The organism is Actinoplanes sp. CA-252034 (assembly GCF_050956125.1).
In the GTDB taxonomy this organism is placed as follows: Bacteria; Actinomycetota; Actinomycetes; order Mycobacteriales; family Micromonosporaceae; genus Actinoplanes.
Genome location: NZ_CP191846.1, coordinates 3,657,213 through 3,674,726, shown reverse-complemented (window position 1 = coordinate 3,674,726; position 17,514 = coordinate 3,657,213). Strand labels below are relative to the sequence as shown.

Here is a 17,514-nt window from a genome sequence, read left to right as displayed (position 1 = left end):
AACAAACACCGGACACGGGCCGGCAGCACGGACGAGCGAGGGAGGTCACGTGCCCCGACGGGAACGTCCGCTGGATTCCGAGGACACCCCGCTCCTGCGGCTCGTCGGCGACCTGCGACGACTTCGCCACGGAACCGGGGGCTGCCGTACCGCGAGTTGGGGAGGCTGACCAACTACTCCGCGGCGGCGCTGTCCGATGCGCTGTCCGGCCGTCGCCTGCCCAGCCTCGCCATCACCCTCGCCGTCGTCGGGGCCTGCGGCGGTGACGTCGACGAGTGGACCGAGCGGTGGCGGCGCGTCGCTGCGGCGCAACGGGGTACGGACCCCGACGCGCCCACCCCGTACGCCGGCCTGGCCGCCTACGGGGTGGGTGACGCCGACCGGTTCTTCGGCCGCGAGGCGGTGACCGGGACCCTCGTGACCCTCGTCGACGAGCGTCCCTTCGTCGGTGTCTTCGGCCCCTCCGGCGCGGGAAAGTCGTCGCTGCTGCAGGCCGGGTTGATGGCCCGCACCGACCGCACCACGATCCTGGTCACGCCGGGAGCCGACCCGGTCACCGAGTTGGCCGCGGCCATAGCGCACCTCGCCGACGAGCCCGCGCACCGCGTCCGCAGCGACCTGGCCGCCGGCCCGGAGTCGCTGCGCGGCTGGCTGGCGAAGGCCGGCGGCGATGTGCTGCTGGTGGTCGACCAGTTCGAGGAGGTGTTCACCCTCTGCGGCGACGCCGAACGGCTCTGGCTGATCCGGGCCTTGACCGCCGCCGCCGGGCCACGGGCTCACATCGTGGTCGGCGTGCGCGCCGATTTCTACGGTCACTGCGCACGGCACCCCGAGTTGGTCACCGCACTGCACCGCGCGCAGGTGCTGGTCGGGCCGATGTCCGTCGAGGAACTGCGGTCGGCGATCACGGAACCGGCCGTCCGTGCGGGAGCGACGATCGAGACGGCGCTCGTCGCCCGGCTCATCTCGGATGTCGCCGGGCAGCCGAACGCGCTCCCGCTGGTGTCGCACGCGCTCGCCGAGACCTGGCAGCGCCGCCGTGGAGTGGTGCTGACGCTGGGCGGCTACGAGGACGTCGGCGGTATCGAGCATGCTCTCGCCCGTACCGCCGAACGCACCTACGAACATCTCACCGAGGACGATCGCAGGGCGGCCCGCCTGTTGTTCACGCGTCTGGTGGTGCCGGGCGACGGTGTCGAGGACACCAAGCGGCGGGCCCGCCGCGCCGATCTGCCCGTGCCGGACGCCCTCCTGGACCTGCTCGCCGCAGCCCGGCTGATCACCATCGACCGCGACACCGTCGAGCTGACCCACGAGGCCCTGCTGCGAGCCTGGCCACGGCTGGCAGGCTGGCTCGCCCAGGACCGGGACGTCCTGCGCATCCAGCATCGGCTCGCCGGGGCCGCCGCGGACTGGGAGGCTCACGATCGCGACCCCGACATTCTCTACCGGGGTGCTTCCCTCGATCAGGCGGCGCCGCTGCGGGACAGGTTCAACGACCGTGAACGCGAGTTCCTCGACGCCGGTCTGGACGCGGATCGCGGGCGTGCCGAGGCCGGCCGGCGCGCCGCACGACGGTCGCGCCGGGTCGCCGCGGGGATGGCCGCGCTGGCGATCCTCCTGGCCGGCACCACGCTGGCCGCGGCGGCCGCGCAGCACCGGGCCGCCCGGCAGCGCAACGAGGCGCTCTCCCTGCGGGCTTCCGAAACCGCCAGGGACATGATCGCCGGGCGGCCGCGTGAGGCGGCCATGCTCGCACTGGCCGCCTATCGGCTCGCACCCACCACCAAGGCACGCGATGCGCTGCTGCTGGCGCATGCCGCCGGTGGCGCCACCACTCTCGGTCGCGGATACCTCGATCCGCCCGGGCGGTACGCGCTCACCTACGGCGACGACACGGGTGACCAGCAGCTCTGGCGGCGCGACGGTGGGGCCTGGCTACCGGCGGGCCGGATGTCCGTGGCGGACGGTCACCGGCACTCGGCCGGCGTCGACGACCGCCGGGCGATCTACTGGACCGGGCGTACCCGCTCGGACCTCTGGGATCTGGCGGACCTGGACCACCCCTACCGGATCGCGGCGCCGGACGGCCTCGGGATGCTGGACGGGATGGACCGCTCAGGCTCCCTGCTGAGTGCCGTGGGGTTGGACGGGACAGCCCGGGTGTGGCGCCCGGGTGACTCCTCCTTCCGACGGCTGCCTCCCGGCGACGTCGTCGGGACCGCCGTGCTCGCCGACGGTTCCGGCATCATCCTCAGTCGCCGTCAGGGCAACCAGGACGCCATCGAGAGCTGGACGCCCGACGGTCGGCTGATCGCGACCCTGCTGCATGTTCCGCATCCCGCGGTCGTGCAGGCCGGGGCGGGCGGGCTGATCGCCGTCACCTCCTACCTCGGCAACGCCACCGTCACGATCATGGATGTCACCGACGCGGAGGCGCCGCGGGTCGTGGCCCGAGCCGACGGCCTGGACGAGACGAACACTCCCGCCTTCGACAGTGCCGGGCGGACTGTCGCCGTCGTCGACGGGGCCGAGGCCCGGGTCTGGGACGCCCGGAGCGGCAGACGGATACTGTCCCTGCACACTCAGGGCCTGCGCCTGAGCTCCCCCGGCTCGACGGCGACCGGTTGTATCTGCTGGACGGCAAGTCGGCGCTGTGGCGCATCGAGAGTGACCTCGACGCTGTCATCCGCCACACCTGCGCGCAGCCGGTCGAGGTCGACTGGAGTCGGGACTTCCCGGGGGCGGCCCCGCAGGAGCTGTGTCCGCCAGGGTGACGGACACGTTAGGAAAATGTTTTAACTATTAGGACTGTTAACCTTGCGAGGCCGGGCATCGATGTCTGAGGATGTACGCCAAGCGGCGCCGCCCTCCCCCGCCCCTGCGTCCCCGAGGTGTCCCCGTTGGCCAGAACCCTGCTCAGACGCGCCCTTGTGGCATCGTTTACCCTGCTCACCGCGATCGCCACCGGCCTGTTCGCGCACACCGCCCCGGTGGCCGCCGCCGCCCCGTTCAAGGTGCTCGCCTTCTACAACGGCACCTGGGACGCCGCGCACATCGACTTCGACTCCGAAGCCCGGGACTGGTTCCCGAAGGCCGCCGCCCAGCACGGCTTCACCTGGGAGGCCACCACCGACTGGAGCCGCCTGAGCGCCTCCGGCCTGGCCGGCGTGCAGGTGGTCATGTTCCTGGACGACGGGCCGCCGGCCGAGCGACGGGCCGCGTTCCAGGCCTACATGCAGAACGGCGGCGGGTTCCTCGGTTTCCACGTGAGCGCGTTCACCACCAGCGCGAGCTCGTGGAGCTGGTACCACAACACGTTCCTGGGCTCGGGGAACTTCGCCACCAACACGTGGGGCCCGACCGCGGAGACCCTGCGGATCGACAACCGTAACCACCCGTCCACGGCCGGGCTGCCCGCCACCATCCAGTCGTCGGTCAGCGAGTGGTACTCGTGGAGCAACGACCTGCGCCAGAACCCGAACATCGACGTCCTGGCCTCGCTCGACGCGTCCACGTTCCCGGTCGGCACCGACCCGAACCAGCAGTGGCGCAGTGGCTACTACCCGATCCTGTGGACCAACAAGAACTACCGGATGCTGTACGCCAACTTCGGCCACAACGCCATGAACTACGAGACCAACACGCGTACGTCGTCGACGTTCGCCAGCGCCCAGCAGAACCAGTGGCTGATCCAGGGCCTGCAGTGGCTGGGCGGCCAGGGCCCGACCACCCCGCCGCCGGGCGACAGCCCGATCGACCCGGCCGTCTGGTACCAGGTGATCAACAAGAGCAGTGGCAAGTGCGTCGACGCGCGAGCGGCCGGAACAGTCAACGGCACCGCGATCCAGCAGTACGCCTGCAACGGCTCGAACGCGCAGCAGTACCGGTTCGCCTCGGCCGGCGGTGGCTACGTCCGCATCGACAACCGCGGCAACAGCGCCCAGGTCCTCGACGTGACCGACGTTTCCACGGCCGACAATGCCAAGATCCAGACGTGGGCGTACGGCGGTGGCAACAACCAGCAGTGGCAGGCGATCGCCGAGGGGGGCGGTAACTACCACTTCGTCAACCGCAACAGCGGCAAGTGCCTGGACGTCCCCGCCGCCAGCGCGGCCGACAGCGTCCAGCTCGTCCAGTACGCGTGCAACGGAAGCGCCGCACAGAGCTTCCGCCTCGGGTGACACGAGGCTCCCGCCCCGGGTGACACGAGGCTTGAGAAGAGGGTGACAGGAGCGGTGGCCCGGGGAGACCCGGGCCATCCGGCTCAGAGGTTCTTCAGCATGTCCTCGAAGTTGGCGGTGAGCGCGAACGGGTCGGTGACCACTGCCGGCTCGCGGCGCTCGACCTCGCGGGCGAGCTCGGCGGCCGCGCGGTCGACGCGGGCGCGCAGCGGGCCCTCGACCGAGTTGGCGCCCCAGTCGTCGCTGGCCGCGAAGACCGAGGTCGGCAGGATCGCCGCCCGCAGGTAGGAGAAGAGCGGGCGCATCGCGTGCTCCAGGACCAGCGAGTGCCGGGCGGTGCCGGCGGTGGCGGCGAGCAGCACCGGCTTGTCGACCAGGGCGTCCTTGTCGAGGACGTCGAAGAACGACTTGAACAGTCCGCTGTAGCCGGCCGAGAACACGGGGGTCACGGTGATCAGGGCGTCGGCCGCGGTGACCGCCTCCTGGGCCTGTTTGAGCGTGGTCCCGGGGAAGCCGGTGAGCATGTTGTCGGTGATCTCGTGGGCCAGGTCGCGCAGCTCGATGAACTGCACGTCGAGGGTGACCCCGAGCCGGGCGGCCGCTCCGCCCGCCGCCGCCGCCAACTGGTCGGCGAGCAGGCGGGTCGACGACGGCTGGCTCAGGCCCGCGCTGATGACGACGAGCTTGCGCTGCTTCATGCCTTCACTTCTTCCTTGGCGGCCGTGGCGTTCTTGGCGGCGAGCAGGGACGCGTGGGTGGGCGCGTCCGGCACGTGCGCGGGCTTGAGAGCGGCGAACTCCTTGCGCAGCACCGGGACGACCTCCTCGCCGAGCAGGTCGAGCTGCTCGAGGACGGTCTTGAGCGGCAGGCCGGCGTGGTCCAGCAGGAACAGCTGCCGCTGGTAGTCGCCGACGTACTCCCGGAAGCCGAGGGTCTTGTCGATGACCTGCTGCGGGCTGCCGACGGTCAGCGGCGTCTCGCGGGTGAAGTCCTCCAGCGACGGGCCGTGGCCGTAGACGGGGGCGTTGTCGAAGTAGGGGCGGAACTCCTTCACCGCGTCCTGGCTGTTCTTACGCATGAACACCTGCCCGCCGAGACCGACGATGGCCTGGTCGGCGGAGCCGTGGCCGTAGTGCTCGAACCGCTGCCGGTAGAGCTGGACCATCCGCTGGGTGTGCGACGCCGGCCAGAAGATGTGGTTGGCGAAGAAGCCGTCGCCGTAGTAGGCGGCCTGCTCGGCGATCTCCGGGCTGCGGATCGAGCCGTGCCAGACGAACGGCGGGATCTCGTCGAGCGGGCGCGGCGTGGAGGTGAAGCCCTGCAGCGGGGTGCGGAACTTGCCCTGCCAGTCGACGACGTGCTCACGCCACAGCTGGTGCAGCAGCGAGTAGTTCTCGATGGCGAGCGGGATGCCGGCCCGGATGTCCTTGCCGAACCACGGGTAGACCGGCCCGGTGTTGCCGCGGCCGAGCATCAGGTCGACGCGGCCGTCGGCGAGGTGCTGCAGCATCGCGAAGTCCTCGGCGATCTTCACCGGGTCGTTGGTGGTGATCAGCGTGGTGGCGGTGGACAGCTGCAACGTCGAGGTCTGCGCGGCGATGTAGGCAAGCGTGGTGGTCGGCGACGAGGAGAAGAACGGCTCGTTGTGGTGCTCACCGAGCGCGAAGACGTCGAGGCCGACCTCCTCCGCGTGCTTGGCGATGGCGACGATGTCCTTGATCCGCTCGGCCTCGCTGGGGGTCCGGCCGGTGGTCGGGTCCGTCGTGATGTCGCTGACGCTGAAGATTCCGAACTGCATGACCGGCTCCTGGACTGATCGGCCGGGAATCTGACTTCCCGGACTGCCCCGCACAACGCGTTTGACTGCGCAACTATTTCAGATTCAAACAAATCTGGCTGCGGCGGGGGTCACACGAGGGGGCCTCAGGATCCAGAACACGCCCGGAGCGGCCACGATCGCGCCGACGGGCAGGCACAACAGCAGGAGCAGAGGGTCACGACGGCCGACCAGGAGCCAGATCAGATACGCCAGGCCCAGCATCCCCAGGATCAGCACGAGCGCCCGGCCCAACTCCTCGAGAGGCGCCCGGCCGACCACGAGAGCGATGACCGCGAGCGCCAGGCTCGCCGCCGCGGTCACGATCGTCAGGAAACCGGCCAGCTCCGGCATGCCGTCCCAGGCCAGTACGGATGCCGGCAACGTGCAGAGGAAGACCCCCACGAACGGGACCGGCAGCAGCCACCAGGCCCGGCTCCGCCCGGCCCGTACCGCCCGATGCACGCCGGCGCAGGTCAGCACGAGGCCGGCCAGGAACATGCCGAGCGACAACGCCGCGATGCCCGGCGTGTCGTCGGTCATCACCGGTGCGTCGGCCTCCGGGAGGTCGAGCGGTGACTCGTCGTCCGGCAGGGCCGGGATGCCGATGCGCCGCCACGAGCCGGCCTCATCCCGGACCGCGAACCCGTCCCGGCCGTTCGCGACCACCAGAACGTGACCGCCGGGCACGTCCAGCACCGCCAGCGCGACCGACCTGAGGTGCGTCGAGTCCTCGTGCGGATAGCCCTCCTTGAGTGCCGACCACTGCGCCTGGCTGAGGCTCCAGTACTCCCGCCACGGGCCGTCGCCGGTGCGACTATCCACCGCGATCCGGTATGCGTCCGTCACTCGGTAGCAGACCACCGGCACCGATCGGGCGCAGTCCGACGTCCCGGCGGCGGCGGAGGCCGAGGCGGAAGGGGCTGCGGAGGCGGGGGCAGGGACGGAGGCCGACGGGAGGGGCAGGGGTTCGGTGTCCACGAACGTGCGCCCGCCATCGCGGCTCACCGACCAGGCAGACCCATAGCCGGCGTCGTGGGCGACGAGATAGACGACGTCGCCCTCGACCAGCACCCCGGTCGCCTCCGGCGTCGGCGTCGCGCTGGTCGCCGCCACACCGAACAGCGCCGCGGGCAGCACCACGGCCAGCCGCAGTGCGCGCATCCAGCGCCGGGCGGGCACTGCCCCGAGCGGCCGGTGCGCTGCCCACCAGGCCACTGCCAGGAACGGGCAGGCCAGCAGGTCGGACGGGTCGGCCCGGACCAGCGAGGGCGTGATCAGGCTCCAGGCCTCGGACGCGAGTTGCGCCCCGTACCCCCAGAGCTTGACGAAGGCGAACCCCGCACCCACCGTGACGATCGCCGCAACCGCCACCCTCCGGAACGGCAGGCGCGGCACGATGAGGCCCGTCAGGGCCGCGAGCAGCGGCGGCGCCAGGACCATCCCGGCCGCGTCGCTGAGCTTGCCGGTCACCCATCCCGGCCAGGCGGACTTCAGCAGATGGTCATTGATGATGAGTAGCGCCAGCGCTGTCACCGTCACCGGATGACAGAGCCAGGCGAGCGCCTTCCCCCGAGCAGCGTTCACATTCGACACACTGTCAGCGGCTGGTCACGGTGAGATCCCGGATCAGAACCTTTTGGATGTACGGCCACCCGTGTCGTGGTCATAGTGGACACCGGCGGGACCGACGGTCACGGGATCGACACAGTGTGATTCCTATTGGACGCACGCCTCGCCACCGGCACGATGTGTGCATGTGCACTCGACACAATGTCACCCGCCGGGCCGCGCTCGCCGGATTTGCCGGGCTCGCCGCCACCGCCGTCACCGCCGAACCCGCCGCCGCCCGCACCGGCCGTGGCCTCCGCGACCTCACCTATCCGCTGTCCGAGACGTTCCCGGGGTTCAGCCCCGGTGAGGAGGCGGTCCGCCGGACCGTGACGACGATCGAGGACGACGGCTACTACATGCAGGAGTGGCGCGTCCTCGAGCACATCGGCACCCACGTCGACGCGCCCGCGCACTTCACCGCGGGTGGCCGGCTCGCCACCGAACTGCGGCCGGACGAGCTGATCGTGCCGGCCGTCGTCGTCGACATCGCCCGGCGGGCCGCCCACGACCCGGATACCGAGGTCACCGTCGACGACCTGCGGGAGTTCGAGCGCCGGCACGGGCGGATCCCGGACGGCGCGGCGGTGCTCATGTACTCCGGCTGGGGCTCCCGGGTCGGCGACGCGAACGCGTACCGGGGCACCGACGCGGCCGGGACGCTGCACTTCCCCGGGTTCGGCACGGACGCCTGCGAGTGGCTGCTGCGCCGCCGCCGGATCCGCAGCCTCGGCGTCGACACGCTCAGCATCGACCCGGGGATCTCGGAGACCTTCGACACGCACCTGGCGTTGACCGGCGCCGACCGCTACGGCCTGGAGAACCTGGCCGGCCTCGACCGCCTGCCCCGCACCGGCGCGACGATCTTCGTGGGCCTGATCCCCTACGAGGGCGGCTCCGGCGGACAGGCCCGGGTGCTGGCCACCTGGTGACCCGTCACGTCACCATTTCAGGCCGATGGTGGTGAAGAACCACAGCGCCGACGTCAGCCACAACCCGGCCACCGCGGTCAGCACCAGCCCACCGGCCACCGGCAGACCCCAGCCCCGCCCGTCGCCCGGCCGGCTGAGCAGCAGCATCTTCGTCACGAACACGCCGTAGAGCAGACAGCCGAGCAGCGAATGCGCCAGGACCCGGGGCGTGTCGAACCGCAGACCGAACGTGTAGAGGCAGTGCACCGCCACCGGCATCGACAGCAGCAGCGCGATCCGGCCGCTCCAGCGGTGCACCGCCCCCACCCACGCCGCGCCCGGCAGCACCCCGTAGATGGCGAGCGCCGTCAGCAACTGCACCGCGAGGAACGCCGCGACTCCGGTGGCCAGCCACACCTTCAACGTCTGGATCCGCAGGAACGTGTCCACCTCCGACGTGCCGACCGGCTCGTGCAGGCGCCCGTAGACGCCGAGACCCACCGCGACCCCGACACCGGCGACCACGGGCAGCCACACGCGCGGCCTCAGAATCCCTCCCCGGTGTCCACATCGATGGTGGTCGCCCCGGTGACGGTCGCGCCGTCGATCGTGGTGCTGCGCCCGGTCAGGTCCAGCACCGGCGCCGGGCCGGGCGCCTCACCGCGCAGCAGCACACCCACCTGACGACCGTCCGGCAGCACGATCCACGAGCCGTCGACCCGCGCGCCACCCACCTGGCTGCTCAGCCGGTAGAGCCCCGACGGCTTGCGCACCACACCGATCTCGAACCGGTGCGCCCGGCCCTCGACGGTCACCTCCCCGGCCGCGCGACGGGCGTCGAACAGGCCGGTGATCTTGGTGTTGTTCTTGCCCGTGAGGTTGAGCAGCCCGTTCTTGGCGGTGCCCTTCAGCCAGGCCTCCAGACGGTCGCCGTCACAGATGTACGCGATCGCCTGCCCGTCCCGGATCGAGATGGCCAGCGTGCCCGCCTCGTCGTCGACCTTGCCGGCCATCGTGACCCGCAGCTTCTCGGCCGCCGGCGTGTTCAGTGGCGGCAGGGCCACGCCGTCGGTCGGCGGAAGAGTGCCCTTCTCCACCGGGGTGACCGCGGGCGGGATGCTGACCTGGGTGACCAGGTTGCCGGTGCGCGCGTCGGCCGAGGAGGTCAGGTTGAGCCCGGTGGCCACGGCGGCGACCACGACCGCGGCGGCCAGGGTGATCAGGGGGCCACGGCGCCAGCGTCTCCTCGGGGCGGGCGGCGGCTGGTGGGAGGGCAGTTGACCGGCCCAGCTCCCGATCGTGTCCCGCGGCCCTGCCTGGTGGCCGATGAAGGCGGCCCTCGGCGGCTGCGGCGGCGCGGGAGGCGGGTAGGTCGGCTGCGGCAGCTGCGGCGGCGGGAAGCCCAGCGCCAGAGTGGCCGGCTCCCCGTCACCCATCGGATGCCCCGACACCGGCGCGACCGGCGGGATGCCCTGCGCCTGCGCCGCGAACTGCCGCAGGTAGGCGGCCACCCGGGCGGCCGGCGGCCGGCGCCGCGGATCAGCGGCCAGGCAGTCGCGGGCCACCGGGCCGAGCGGGCCGGGCAGCGCCGACGGGTCACCCTCGGGCCGGCCCGTGGTCATCTCCAGCAACAGCACACCCAGCGACCAGACGTCGGCGGCCGGAGTCGGCGGTCCACCCTGGAAGATCTCCGGAGCCGTGTAGCCGGGAGTGCCACCGGCCACCGAGGGGTGCGCGCCGCCGAGCAGGACCGCCACGCCGAAGTCGGTGATCCGCACCTCCGGCGGGGTCGACCCGCGCACGACCAGCAGATTCTCCGGCTTGAGGTCGAGGTGGACGACACCCCGCCCGTGGGCGTAGGCCAGGGCCGCGGCGGTCTGGGCGGCCACCACCACGACCTCCGGCGGGGTCAGCCGGCCGCCCCGCATCGACAGGTAGCGGCGCAGGTCGGGACCGTCCACATACTCCATCACCAGGGCCAGCGTGCCGCCCTCGACGATCAGGTCACGCAGGCCCACGATCGCCGGATGGCTCAGGGCACGCAGCGCCGCGTCCTCACGGAGGAACAGCTCACGGACCCGGCGGTCACCGGCCAGCTCCGGCCGCAGCAGTTTCGCCGCGAGTGGCGGGCCACCGTGCCGGCTGGTCGCGCGCCGGACCATCGCCACGGCGCCGCGACCGATCTCCTCGTGCAGCAGGTACTCCCTGCCGAGTGGTTCGTGAGCGGCCATCCCCGTACCCCTTGCCAAATAGATCAGCTAAGCCCCACCGACTGTCATAACCACGTCGATCTTCATGCGGTTCAGCGCTCCACTCGCGAATTGCATTCTTCTATAAGACGCCGATCGATGGCGAGTGTTGTCTACGGTGAGTTGGTGCTGCTGGACGGTCCGTTCACCTATCCCGAGGTCGGCGCGACCCGGGACGCCCGGCTGCCCACCGGCTACCGGCACGTGCTGCGCGACGTCGAGGTCGGCGCCGGCCGTGACGTCTTCGACCGGGCCGCCGAAGCCCTGCTGACCTTCCACGTGCACCGGGGCGCCGGGCTGGCCGTCGGCACCCGCGCGCCGGCGGTGCCCGGACTGCCGGTGGTGATCCGGGTCGGGGCCGGGCCGCTGCGACTGACCGCGCCGTGCCGTGTCGTCTACCGCATCGACCAGCCCGACCGGCAGGGGTTCGCCTACGGCACGCTCGACGGGCACCCGGAGCGCGGCGAGGAGGCGTTCGTCCTGCACCTGACCGATTCCGGGCGGATCCGCTTCCGGATCACCGCGTTCTCCCGGCCGGCGACCACCCTGGCACGGCTCGGCGGGCCGCTCACCACCCTCGCCCAGGAGATCGCCACCCAGCGTTACATCCGATCGATGCGGCGGCTGTCATGCCCGTGACTGCAGGCCCCGCAGCAGCTCCATGGCCGGGCCGTCGACCGAACGGGCCGTGTCGCTGAGCACCACCACACCGACCCGCTTCTCCGGGTCGAAACCGGCGAACGCGTACGCCCCACCGGTCTGCCCGTTGTGATAGATCTGCAGGTGACCGCCGAGTTTGGCGTGCATCCGCTGCGCCATCCAGCCCAGGCGCACGGTCAGGAACGGGTTGACCCGGTGCTCGACGTCCAGCGCCAGCCCCACCGCGGCCGTCACCGGCGACTCCTCGACGTGCGCCCGGACGAACCGGATCAGGTCGGCCGTCGTGGAGCGCAGACCACCCGCCCCGACCAGATCGGCCAGATTCCACGGCTCGGTCGGGCGGCGTTTCGCGTTGTGCTCCGGCGCCACCGGGCCACCGGCGCCGGTGCTGACCAGGCCGAGCGGTGTGCCGACCTCGCGCGCCACCAGATCGCCGTAGGAGAGGCCGGTGTGCCGGGACAGCGCCAGTCCGAGCAGGCCGGCGCCCAGATTCGAGTACCGGAAACGCGTGCCGGGGGTGGCCGGGCGGATCCGGGACAGGTTCTCGATCAGTTGGTCGGCGGTGCAGTGCGCGTACGGATCGGGTGTGTTCGGCCGCAGCAACGCCTTGAGCAGCATCCCCTTCGGCAGCCGTGGCAGACCCGACGTGTGCGTGGCCAGATGCCGCAGCGTGATGCCCGTGGGCGCCGGCAGGAAATCGCTCAACGGCTGGTCCAGCCGCACCGTGCCGGACTCGATCAGCCGGGCCAGCACCAGGCTGGTGAACACCTTGGTCACCGACCCGATCTCCAGGCGCGAGTCCACGGTCAGGCCACCGGTCGCCTGAACCTCGGTGTGCCCGTCGGTCAGGGCGGCGACGACCACCCCGTGCCGGTTCGGTTCCAGCTGCTGGACGGCCTGGCGGGTCAACGCGTCGAGATCGGTCACGGCGTCCATTCTGGGAGGCGGGCACAACGTCCGGCCGGTAGTAGTGTGCGGTTCGGACCCAGGGTCGCACGACGGGGAGCAGCATGGACGACCATCGGTGGATGCGCCGGGCGATCGATCTGGCCGGCCGCTGCCCGTCCTCCACGTCGGCGTTCTCGGTCGGCGCGGTCATCGTCGACGCCACCGGCAACGAGCTGGCCAGCGGCTGGTCCCGCGACTCCGACCCGCAGGTCCACGCCGAGGAGTCGGCCCTGCTGCGCGTCGCCGGCCGCACCGGCCTGCGGACCGCCACCATGTACAGCACCCTCGAACCCTGCTCCAAACGCGCCAGCCGCCCCCACGCCACCTGCGCCGGCCTGATCATCGCGGCCGGCATCCCACGGGTGGTCATCGCCTGGCGCGAGCCCGACCTCTTCGTCACCTGCGAGGGCGTGGCACTGCTCATCGCCGCCGGCATCGAGGTGATCGAGCTTTCCGAGCACGCTGCGGCGGCGCGGGCGGCCAACACCCATCTCAACCTCTGAGGGGTACGCGCCAGCCGGCCCCCGAACGCAACCGGGCTCGTTGCGCCGCGGTCCCGGCGGCCACCGCCCCCAGCCCGGAAGCGCCCTTCGGCCGGAACCACCCCGGACGTCGCCTCGTAGCCGACGGGGCGACCGTGGTGCGGTCGAGGGCGGGCCGGTCCGTACCGAATAAAAAATCGGACTCCGTGGGCTGAACGCCTCACCGACCCCATGCGTACTCACTGTTACCAGGTTCGGTCCTGGTTCGTGAGGAGGACGTCATGACGGTCCAGGCGCTGCAGCCCCGGGAAGCACGGCACCACACCGGCGCGATCGTGCGCAGCCGACGGTTCGCGACGCAGTTCGAGATGGACGGACACGTGCTGACCCTCGGCGTCGAGCCTGGTGTACGGGGTGGTCTCTACTATCTGCCGTCCACTCCGACGTTCGACGACGGCACTCCGGTGCCCCGCGAGGTCGCTGCCGGACTGCAGTCGGTCATCGAGGAGGTCGAGCGTTTCTGGGGCCACTGGCCGGAGTTCCGCGCCACGCTCTGATCACTCGCAGTGATTTGTCGGGGGTGGGTCTAGCCTCTGGCGCATGAGGAAGCGGCTTCAGGTCGGTGACGTGGCGGTCGCGCCGCTGCCCGGCGGTGGGTTCGGCGCCTGCCAGGTGTCCGGCTTCGACGGCGAGTCCGTCGTCATCCACGCCCTCGACTGGTCCTCGCCGGAGCCACCCGGGCTCGACGACCTGCGCGGGGTCGGACCGGCCGTCCTCAGCCGGCATCGGTTCCGGGCGGAGATCGCCCAGACCTCCGTCGCACCGCGATACCATCCGCTGCCCCCGGATCTCACCTGGATCGGCACTCTGCCGGTGCCACCCGGCGTGCCCGGCGAGGTCGACAGCATCTCCGGTTGGGACTGGCCACTGATCGCTACCGTCCTTCAGCGCGAGTGGGCCGACCTGCCCGAGGAGGCCCGCGCCGCCCGCCGTCGCTCCCGGGGCGCCGACCCGGTCACCATCGACCGCGGCGACGGCCCACAGACCGAGACCGTGGCCCTGGAGCACCTGGACCTGTCGGCGTATCCGCCAGGCCGCCCCATGGACTGGTCCGTGCTGGACCGTCTGCCACGCTGCACCGGCATCCACTGGTCCGGGCCCGACCGGGGCCTGGTGGCGGCCTTGGGGCGGCATCCGATGGTCAGCTCCTTGACGTGGTCCGACGCTCCCGAGACGGTCGACCTCACCCGGACCCGGATAACGAGTCTCCGGATCACCGGCGACTCCTTACGTCAGCTCCACCTGGCACCCCGGGCCCGCACCCTCACCATCGACGGCCCACCCACTCCCACGGTCAGCGACGGCGTTGCTCCCCCACCAGCCGCCAACGCCGCTTCCAGCCCACCAGCCGACAACGGCGCGGCGGCCCCCACCACCGGCCATGCCTCGCCCGTGAGCGACGCAACCCTTCCGTCGGCTACCGGCGCCACGTCCCCGCCTCCCACCGGCGACGCTGTATCCGCCCAACCAACCAGTGACGCTGTATCTACCCAGCCCACCAACGGGGCCGCGTCGGTTCGCACGGTTCGTGCGCTCGATGACGGTCGCTGGCTGCACCTCGACATCTTCGCGGCGACGCCCGCAACCGTGGCGCCCGCCGGTTTGTCGGGAGTCCGGTCGGTGTCCCTGTCGGGTGCCGGCGCGCTTTCGGCCGACACCATCGCCGCCTTCCTCGAGGCGCACACCGTGTCCCTCCGCTGGACGTCACCACCGGGCCGCCTGGACAACCCGACCGCCTTGACGGCTCTGACTCACCTACGGTTGCTGCAGATGTTCGACGCCTACGCGATGGACGCGGATACCCTCCCCGACCTGCCCCTGGACGACCTGCTCATCTCCGGCTTGCGCGGTTCTACGGCCCGCGGGTTACGCGCCCGCTTCCGCAAATCCCCGGTGACCCTGTCGTTGACGGGCGCCAAGTCCGACCGCTGGCTGGCCGCCAACCTGGACAACCCGTTCCGCGACTGGGCCGACGACAATCCCACTGCCGGCGCTGCCGCGTGCAAGGCCTACGCCACAGCCTTGAAGGCCCTAGACAAGCCGACCGCGCTGAAGCCCTTCCCCCATCCGCTCCCCATGTCGCTGCCCGCTCCCGGCCCCCTCTCCGTCGCCGACGAGCCGGAATCGCGCTCCGGCTCGGTGATCACTTCTGCCGAGGCGGTTCTGCGGGGCTGGTCGAGAGGCTCAACGCTCTGGACGCGAAGTTCTGCATCATCGACACTGTCCGCCGCGAAGAAGCGGGTGACGCCTTCATGGCATTGGCGTCGCGCGCCGGGGTGCCCTCCACCATCGCCGGCGAGTGGTTCGATGCTTGGCGCGACTTCTGAAGACCACCCGCGGTCGAGGCCTGCGCCCACAGCTTGGTCGGGAGCAGCGCCTCAGCTTGTCGTCACGCGATGGCCGGTTCGTGGCTCGGCTCTACCGGTATGAGAAGCCAGCGCGCGAAACGGCCTACCTCGTCGAGCTCGGTGAACCAGCGGACCTTCAGGCGGTACGCGGTCACACCGTTCGTCTCGATGAGCAGGCCCGGATCGACACCCCGCGACGGCGGCCCGTGCTCCGCCGGGACGGGACCGGGCCGCGCCTGCTCGAACGGGCTCGCGAGCTCCCCGTCCCCGTCGGCGGCTGCGGTGAAGACGGCCAGTTCGCCGCTGTCCACCTCCACCACCGGGCCGTCGGAATCCTCGTCATCGGGATGGTTCAGTGCCGCTGCCAGCGTCACCGGGTAGTCGGGTCCGCCGGCCTGCACGAACGCCAGTGCCCCGGACTCGCCCCGGAAGACCTCGATCCAGCTGTCGTCGCGTACGACACCGTCACCACCGACGAGAGCCGCCATCCGTGGCCCGACCAGGAGCCCGGTCTGGTCCTGCCTCAGGTCGAGGGTCCGATCGAACTCGTCGTCACTGTGCCCGCGCCAATGGCCACGCCCGGCACTGTCGACGGCCAGGAACTGCTCTCCGTTGGTCCACAGACGCCCGATGTGAATCCACCCCTCCCGCATCCGGCCAGCATCTCGGCGCCCCCACGGGCCGTCACCCGCGCGCAGCCCCATCAGAGCCCGGAACAGAGCTGACCGAGCCGACCGTCACCCGCCCGCGGCTCGGTCAGAGCGCGGAACGCAGCTGGTTCACGGCTGCGGTGGCAGTGCCGGCGGGGATGGCGAAACCCAGGCCCACGCTGCCGGTGCTGTCGCCGGCCGTGGCGATGGCCACGTTGATGCCCACCACCCGGCCGGAGGTGTCCACCAGGGCTCCGCCGGAGTTGCCCTGGTTGATGGCGGCGTCGGTCTGGAGCAGGCCGGTCAGCTTCTCGTCTCCGGTGTCGACGCTGCGGTCGAGGGCCGAGACGATGCCCGAGGTGACGGTGCCCTCCAGGCCGAGTGGCGCGCCGAACGCCAGGACCGTGTCGCCGACCGCCACGCTGTCGTCCGCGGCGAACGTGACCGGGGTCAGGCCGGTCAGCCCGGTGGCCTGCACCAGCGCCAGGTCATGGGTGGTGTCGGTGGCGACCACCTTGGCCGGCGCGGTCCGGCCGTCGGAGAGGCGCACGCTCACCGTGCCGTCCGCTTCGATGACGTGGTTGTTGGTGAGGATCAGGCCGTCCTCGGCGAGGATCACGCCGGAGCCCAGCGAGGACGACCGGGCGCCGTCGACCAGGACGGTCACGATGCTCGGCTGGACCTTCGCCACGATCGGCGCCAGGTCGGAGGTCTCGGTGATCGTCGTCGCGGCGGTCGCGGCCTGGGCGGGGCGGGAGCTCAGGTAGTCCTCGGTCAGGAACGCCCCGGTGGCTCCGCCGCCCGCGATCAGGACGAGGACCGCTGCGCCGCCGGCCATCCGCCGTGTCCACCGGGGGTCGCGCCGGCTGTGGACCAGCATCGGCGGGATGTTTGTCGGCGGCAGGTCGTACGTCACCCGATGCCGCCCGTAAGGGGCGCGCGTCTCGTGGCCGCCGTGGCCCTGGTCGTCATTCCGGGTGGGGCGCGTCATCAGGTCCGTCATGAGGTCGAGACTGCGCCCCGAATTTGTTCCGCAGCGGTGAGCCGTCTGTGACTTCGCTGTGCCGCCGGTCCCCCGACCGGGTGGCTCCGGCGCGGCAACGCCGAACCCCCGGTCCGGCGTCTAGGGTCGGCCGGGTGTTTCTCCCCGATTCGTTCCCGGGTGACCGGGATTCCGCTTACAGCCCTGATCACACCGCTTCCGTCGCCGTCCGCGCGACGCCCGGAGCACCACCGCCACCGCCTGTGTACGAGCGGCGGGCCGGCGGTCATGCGGGCCCTGAGAAGGAGCCCTTCGCTGTGCGTGCCGGGCGGGTGATGCCGCCGGGTGAGGGGGTTCGCGTGGTCGGGCGGGTGCGGCCGGCCGTGGAGCGGCGACCGTTCGGGCCGACGATCAGCGAACCGGCGGCGGCGCTACGGCGGGGACGGCCGGCGGCTCTCCGGGAGGCCCGGTGAAGAGGCCGGAGTTCATTGCGGCGCCGGGGACGGCCGGCGGTTCTGCGGGAGGTGCGGTCAGGAGGCTCAGGCTTGTCGCCGCTGCGGGGACGGCCGTCGTGGTCATCGCCGGATGTGCGAGCTCTCCGCCCGTACCCCAA

General features: G+C 71.5%; 15 protein-coding genes. 7 read left to right on the top strand and 8 right to left on the bottom strand.

Annotation, left to right across the window (positions count from 1 at the left end; translation table 11 throughout):
• Positions 1-156 precede the first annotated feature (156 nt).
• Together ACQPZW_RS16475 and ACQPZW_RS16470 are read left to right on the top strand one after the other, a co-directional pair.
• The gene (locus ACQPZW_RS16475; RefSeq protein WP_433795753.1) at positions 157-2,802 is read left to right on the top strand and encodes a hypothetical protein; all 2,646 of its coding nucleotides are present in this window, start codon (positions 157-159) and stop codon (positions 2,800-2,802) included.
• A 131-nt stretch (positions 2,803-2,933) separates the two neighbouring features.
• Positions 2,934-4,184, top strand: a complete 1,251-nt coding sequence (locus ACQPZW_RS16470; RefSeq protein WP_433795752.1) for a ThuA domain-containing protein — start codon at positions 2,934-2,936, stop codon at positions 4,182-4,184.
• A gap of 83 nt (positions 4,185-4,267) precedes the next feature.
• On the opposite strand, the gene ACQPZW_RS16465 is transcribed toward ACQPZW_RS16470, so the two are convergent.
• The 3 genes from ACQPZW_RS16465 to ACQPZW_RS16455 all read right to left on the bottom strand — a co-directional run bounded on the left by ACQPZW_RS16465 (position 4,268) and on the right by ACQPZW_RS16455 (position 7,587).
• Positions 4,268-4,882 (bottom strand): CE1759 family FMN reductase, encoded by a 615-nt coding sequence (locus tag ACQPZW_RS16465; protein ID WP_433795751.1) that lies wholly within the window; start codon positions 4,880-4,882, stop codon positions 4,268-4,270.
• Positions 4,879-5,982, bottom strand: a complete 1,104-nt coding sequence (locus tag ACQPZW_RS16460; RefSeq protein ID WP_433795750.1) for an LLM class flavin-dependent oxidoreductase — start codon at positions 5,980-5,982, stop codon at positions 4,879-4,881. Before ACQPZW_RS16460 ends, ACQPZW_RS16465 begins: the two co-directional genes overlap by 4 nt.
• An 84-nt stretch (positions 5,983-6,066) precedes the next feature.
• A complete protein-coding gene (locus tag ACQPZW_RS16455; protein WP_433795749.1) occupies positions 6,067-7,587 on the bottom strand; it encodes a hypothetical protein in 1,521 nt (506 codons plus the stop codon).
• Between the two features lie 170 nt (positions 7,588-7,757).
• Here ACQPZW_RS16455 and ACQPZW_RS16450 point away from each other — a divergent pair, with 170 nt between their 5' ends.
• On the top strand, positions 7,758-8,543 hold the full coding sequence (locus ACQPZW_RS16450) for a cyclase family protein (RefSeq protein ID WP_433795748.1): 786 nt from the start codon (positions 7,758-7,760) through the stop codon (positions 8,541-8,543).
• A gap of 9 nt (positions 8,544-8,552) precedes the next feature.
• On the opposite strand, the gene ACQPZW_RS16445 is transcribed toward ACQPZW_RS16450, so the two are convergent.
• Together ACQPZW_RS16445 and ACQPZW_RS16440 are read right to left on the bottom strand one after the other, a co-directional pair.
• Positions 8,553-9,059: a DUF6529 family protein gene (locus ACQPZW_RS16445; RefSeq protein WP_433795747.1), complete on the bottom strand. Its 507-nt coding sequence runs from the start codon at positions 9,057-9,059 to the stop codon at positions 8,553-8,555.
• 8 nt (positions 9,060-9,067) lie between these two features.
• On the bottom strand, positions 9,068-10,753 hold the full coding sequence (locus ACQPZW_RS16440; protein WP_433795746.1) for a serine/threonine-protein kinase: 1,686 nt from the start codon (positions 10,751-10,753) through the stop codon (positions 9,068-9,070).
• 117 nt (positions 10,754-10,870) lie between these two features.
• Between ACQPZW_RS16440 and ACQPZW_RS16435 the strand changes: the two genes are divergently transcribed.
• A complete protein-coding gene (locus tag ACQPZW_RS16435; protein WP_433795745.1) occupies positions 10,871-11,410 on the top strand; it encodes a DUF1990 family protein in 540 nt (179 codons plus the stop codon).
• Here ACQPZW_RS16435 and ACQPZW_RS16430 read toward each other — a convergent pair.
• Complete coding sequence (locus ACQPZW_RS16430; protein ID WP_433795744.1) at positions 11,399-12,358, bottom strand: serine hydrolase domain-containing protein; 960 nt, start codon at positions 12,356-12,358, stop codon at positions 11,399-11,401. The two genes, ACQPZW_RS16435 and ACQPZW_RS16430, sit on opposite strands and share 12 nt — an antisense overlap.
• A gap of 83 nt (positions 12,359-12,441) precedes the next feature.
• On the opposite strand from ACQPZW_RS16430, the gene ACQPZW_RS16425 reads away from it, so the two are divergent.
• The 3 genes from ACQPZW_RS16425 (at position 12,442) to ACQPZW_RS16415 (ending at position 15,351) form a co-directional block, all read left to right on the top strand.
• Positions 12,442-12,882 (top strand): deaminase, encoded by a 441-nt coding sequence (locus tag ACQPZW_RS16425; RefSeq protein WP_433795743.1) that lies wholly within the window; start codon positions 12,442-12,444, stop codon positions 12,880-12,882.
• Between the two features lie 260 nt (positions 12,883-13,142).
• Complete coding sequence (locus ACQPZW_RS16420; protein WP_433795742.1) at positions 13,143-13,418, top strand: hypothetical protein; 276 nt, start codon at positions 13,143-13,145, stop codon at positions 13,416-13,418.
• A gap of 43 nt (positions 13,419-13,461) precedes the next feature.
• Complete coding sequence (locus ACQPZW_RS16415; RefSeq protein WP_433795741.1) at positions 13,462-15,351, top strand: hypothetical protein; 1,890 nt, start codon at positions 13,462-13,464, stop codon at positions 15,349-15,351.
• Here the strand turns inward: ACQPZW_RS16415 and ACQPZW_RS16410 are convergent.
• On the bottom strand, positions 15,311-15,922 hold the full coding sequence (locus ACQPZW_RS16410; protein ID WP_433795740.1) for a hypothetical protein: 612 nt from the start codon (positions 15,920-15,922) through the stop codon (positions 15,311-15,313). The two genes, ACQPZW_RS16415 and ACQPZW_RS16410, sit on opposite strands and share 41 nt — an antisense overlap.
• A gap of 103 nt (positions 15,923-16,025) precedes the next feature.
• Positions 16,026-16,922: a S1C family serine protease gene (locus tag ACQPZW_RS16405; protein WP_433795739.1), complete on the bottom strand. Its 897-nt coding sequence runs from the start codon at positions 16,920-16,922 to the stop codon at positions 16,026-16,028.
• Between the last annotated feature and the right edge of the window lie 592 nt (positions 16,923-17,514).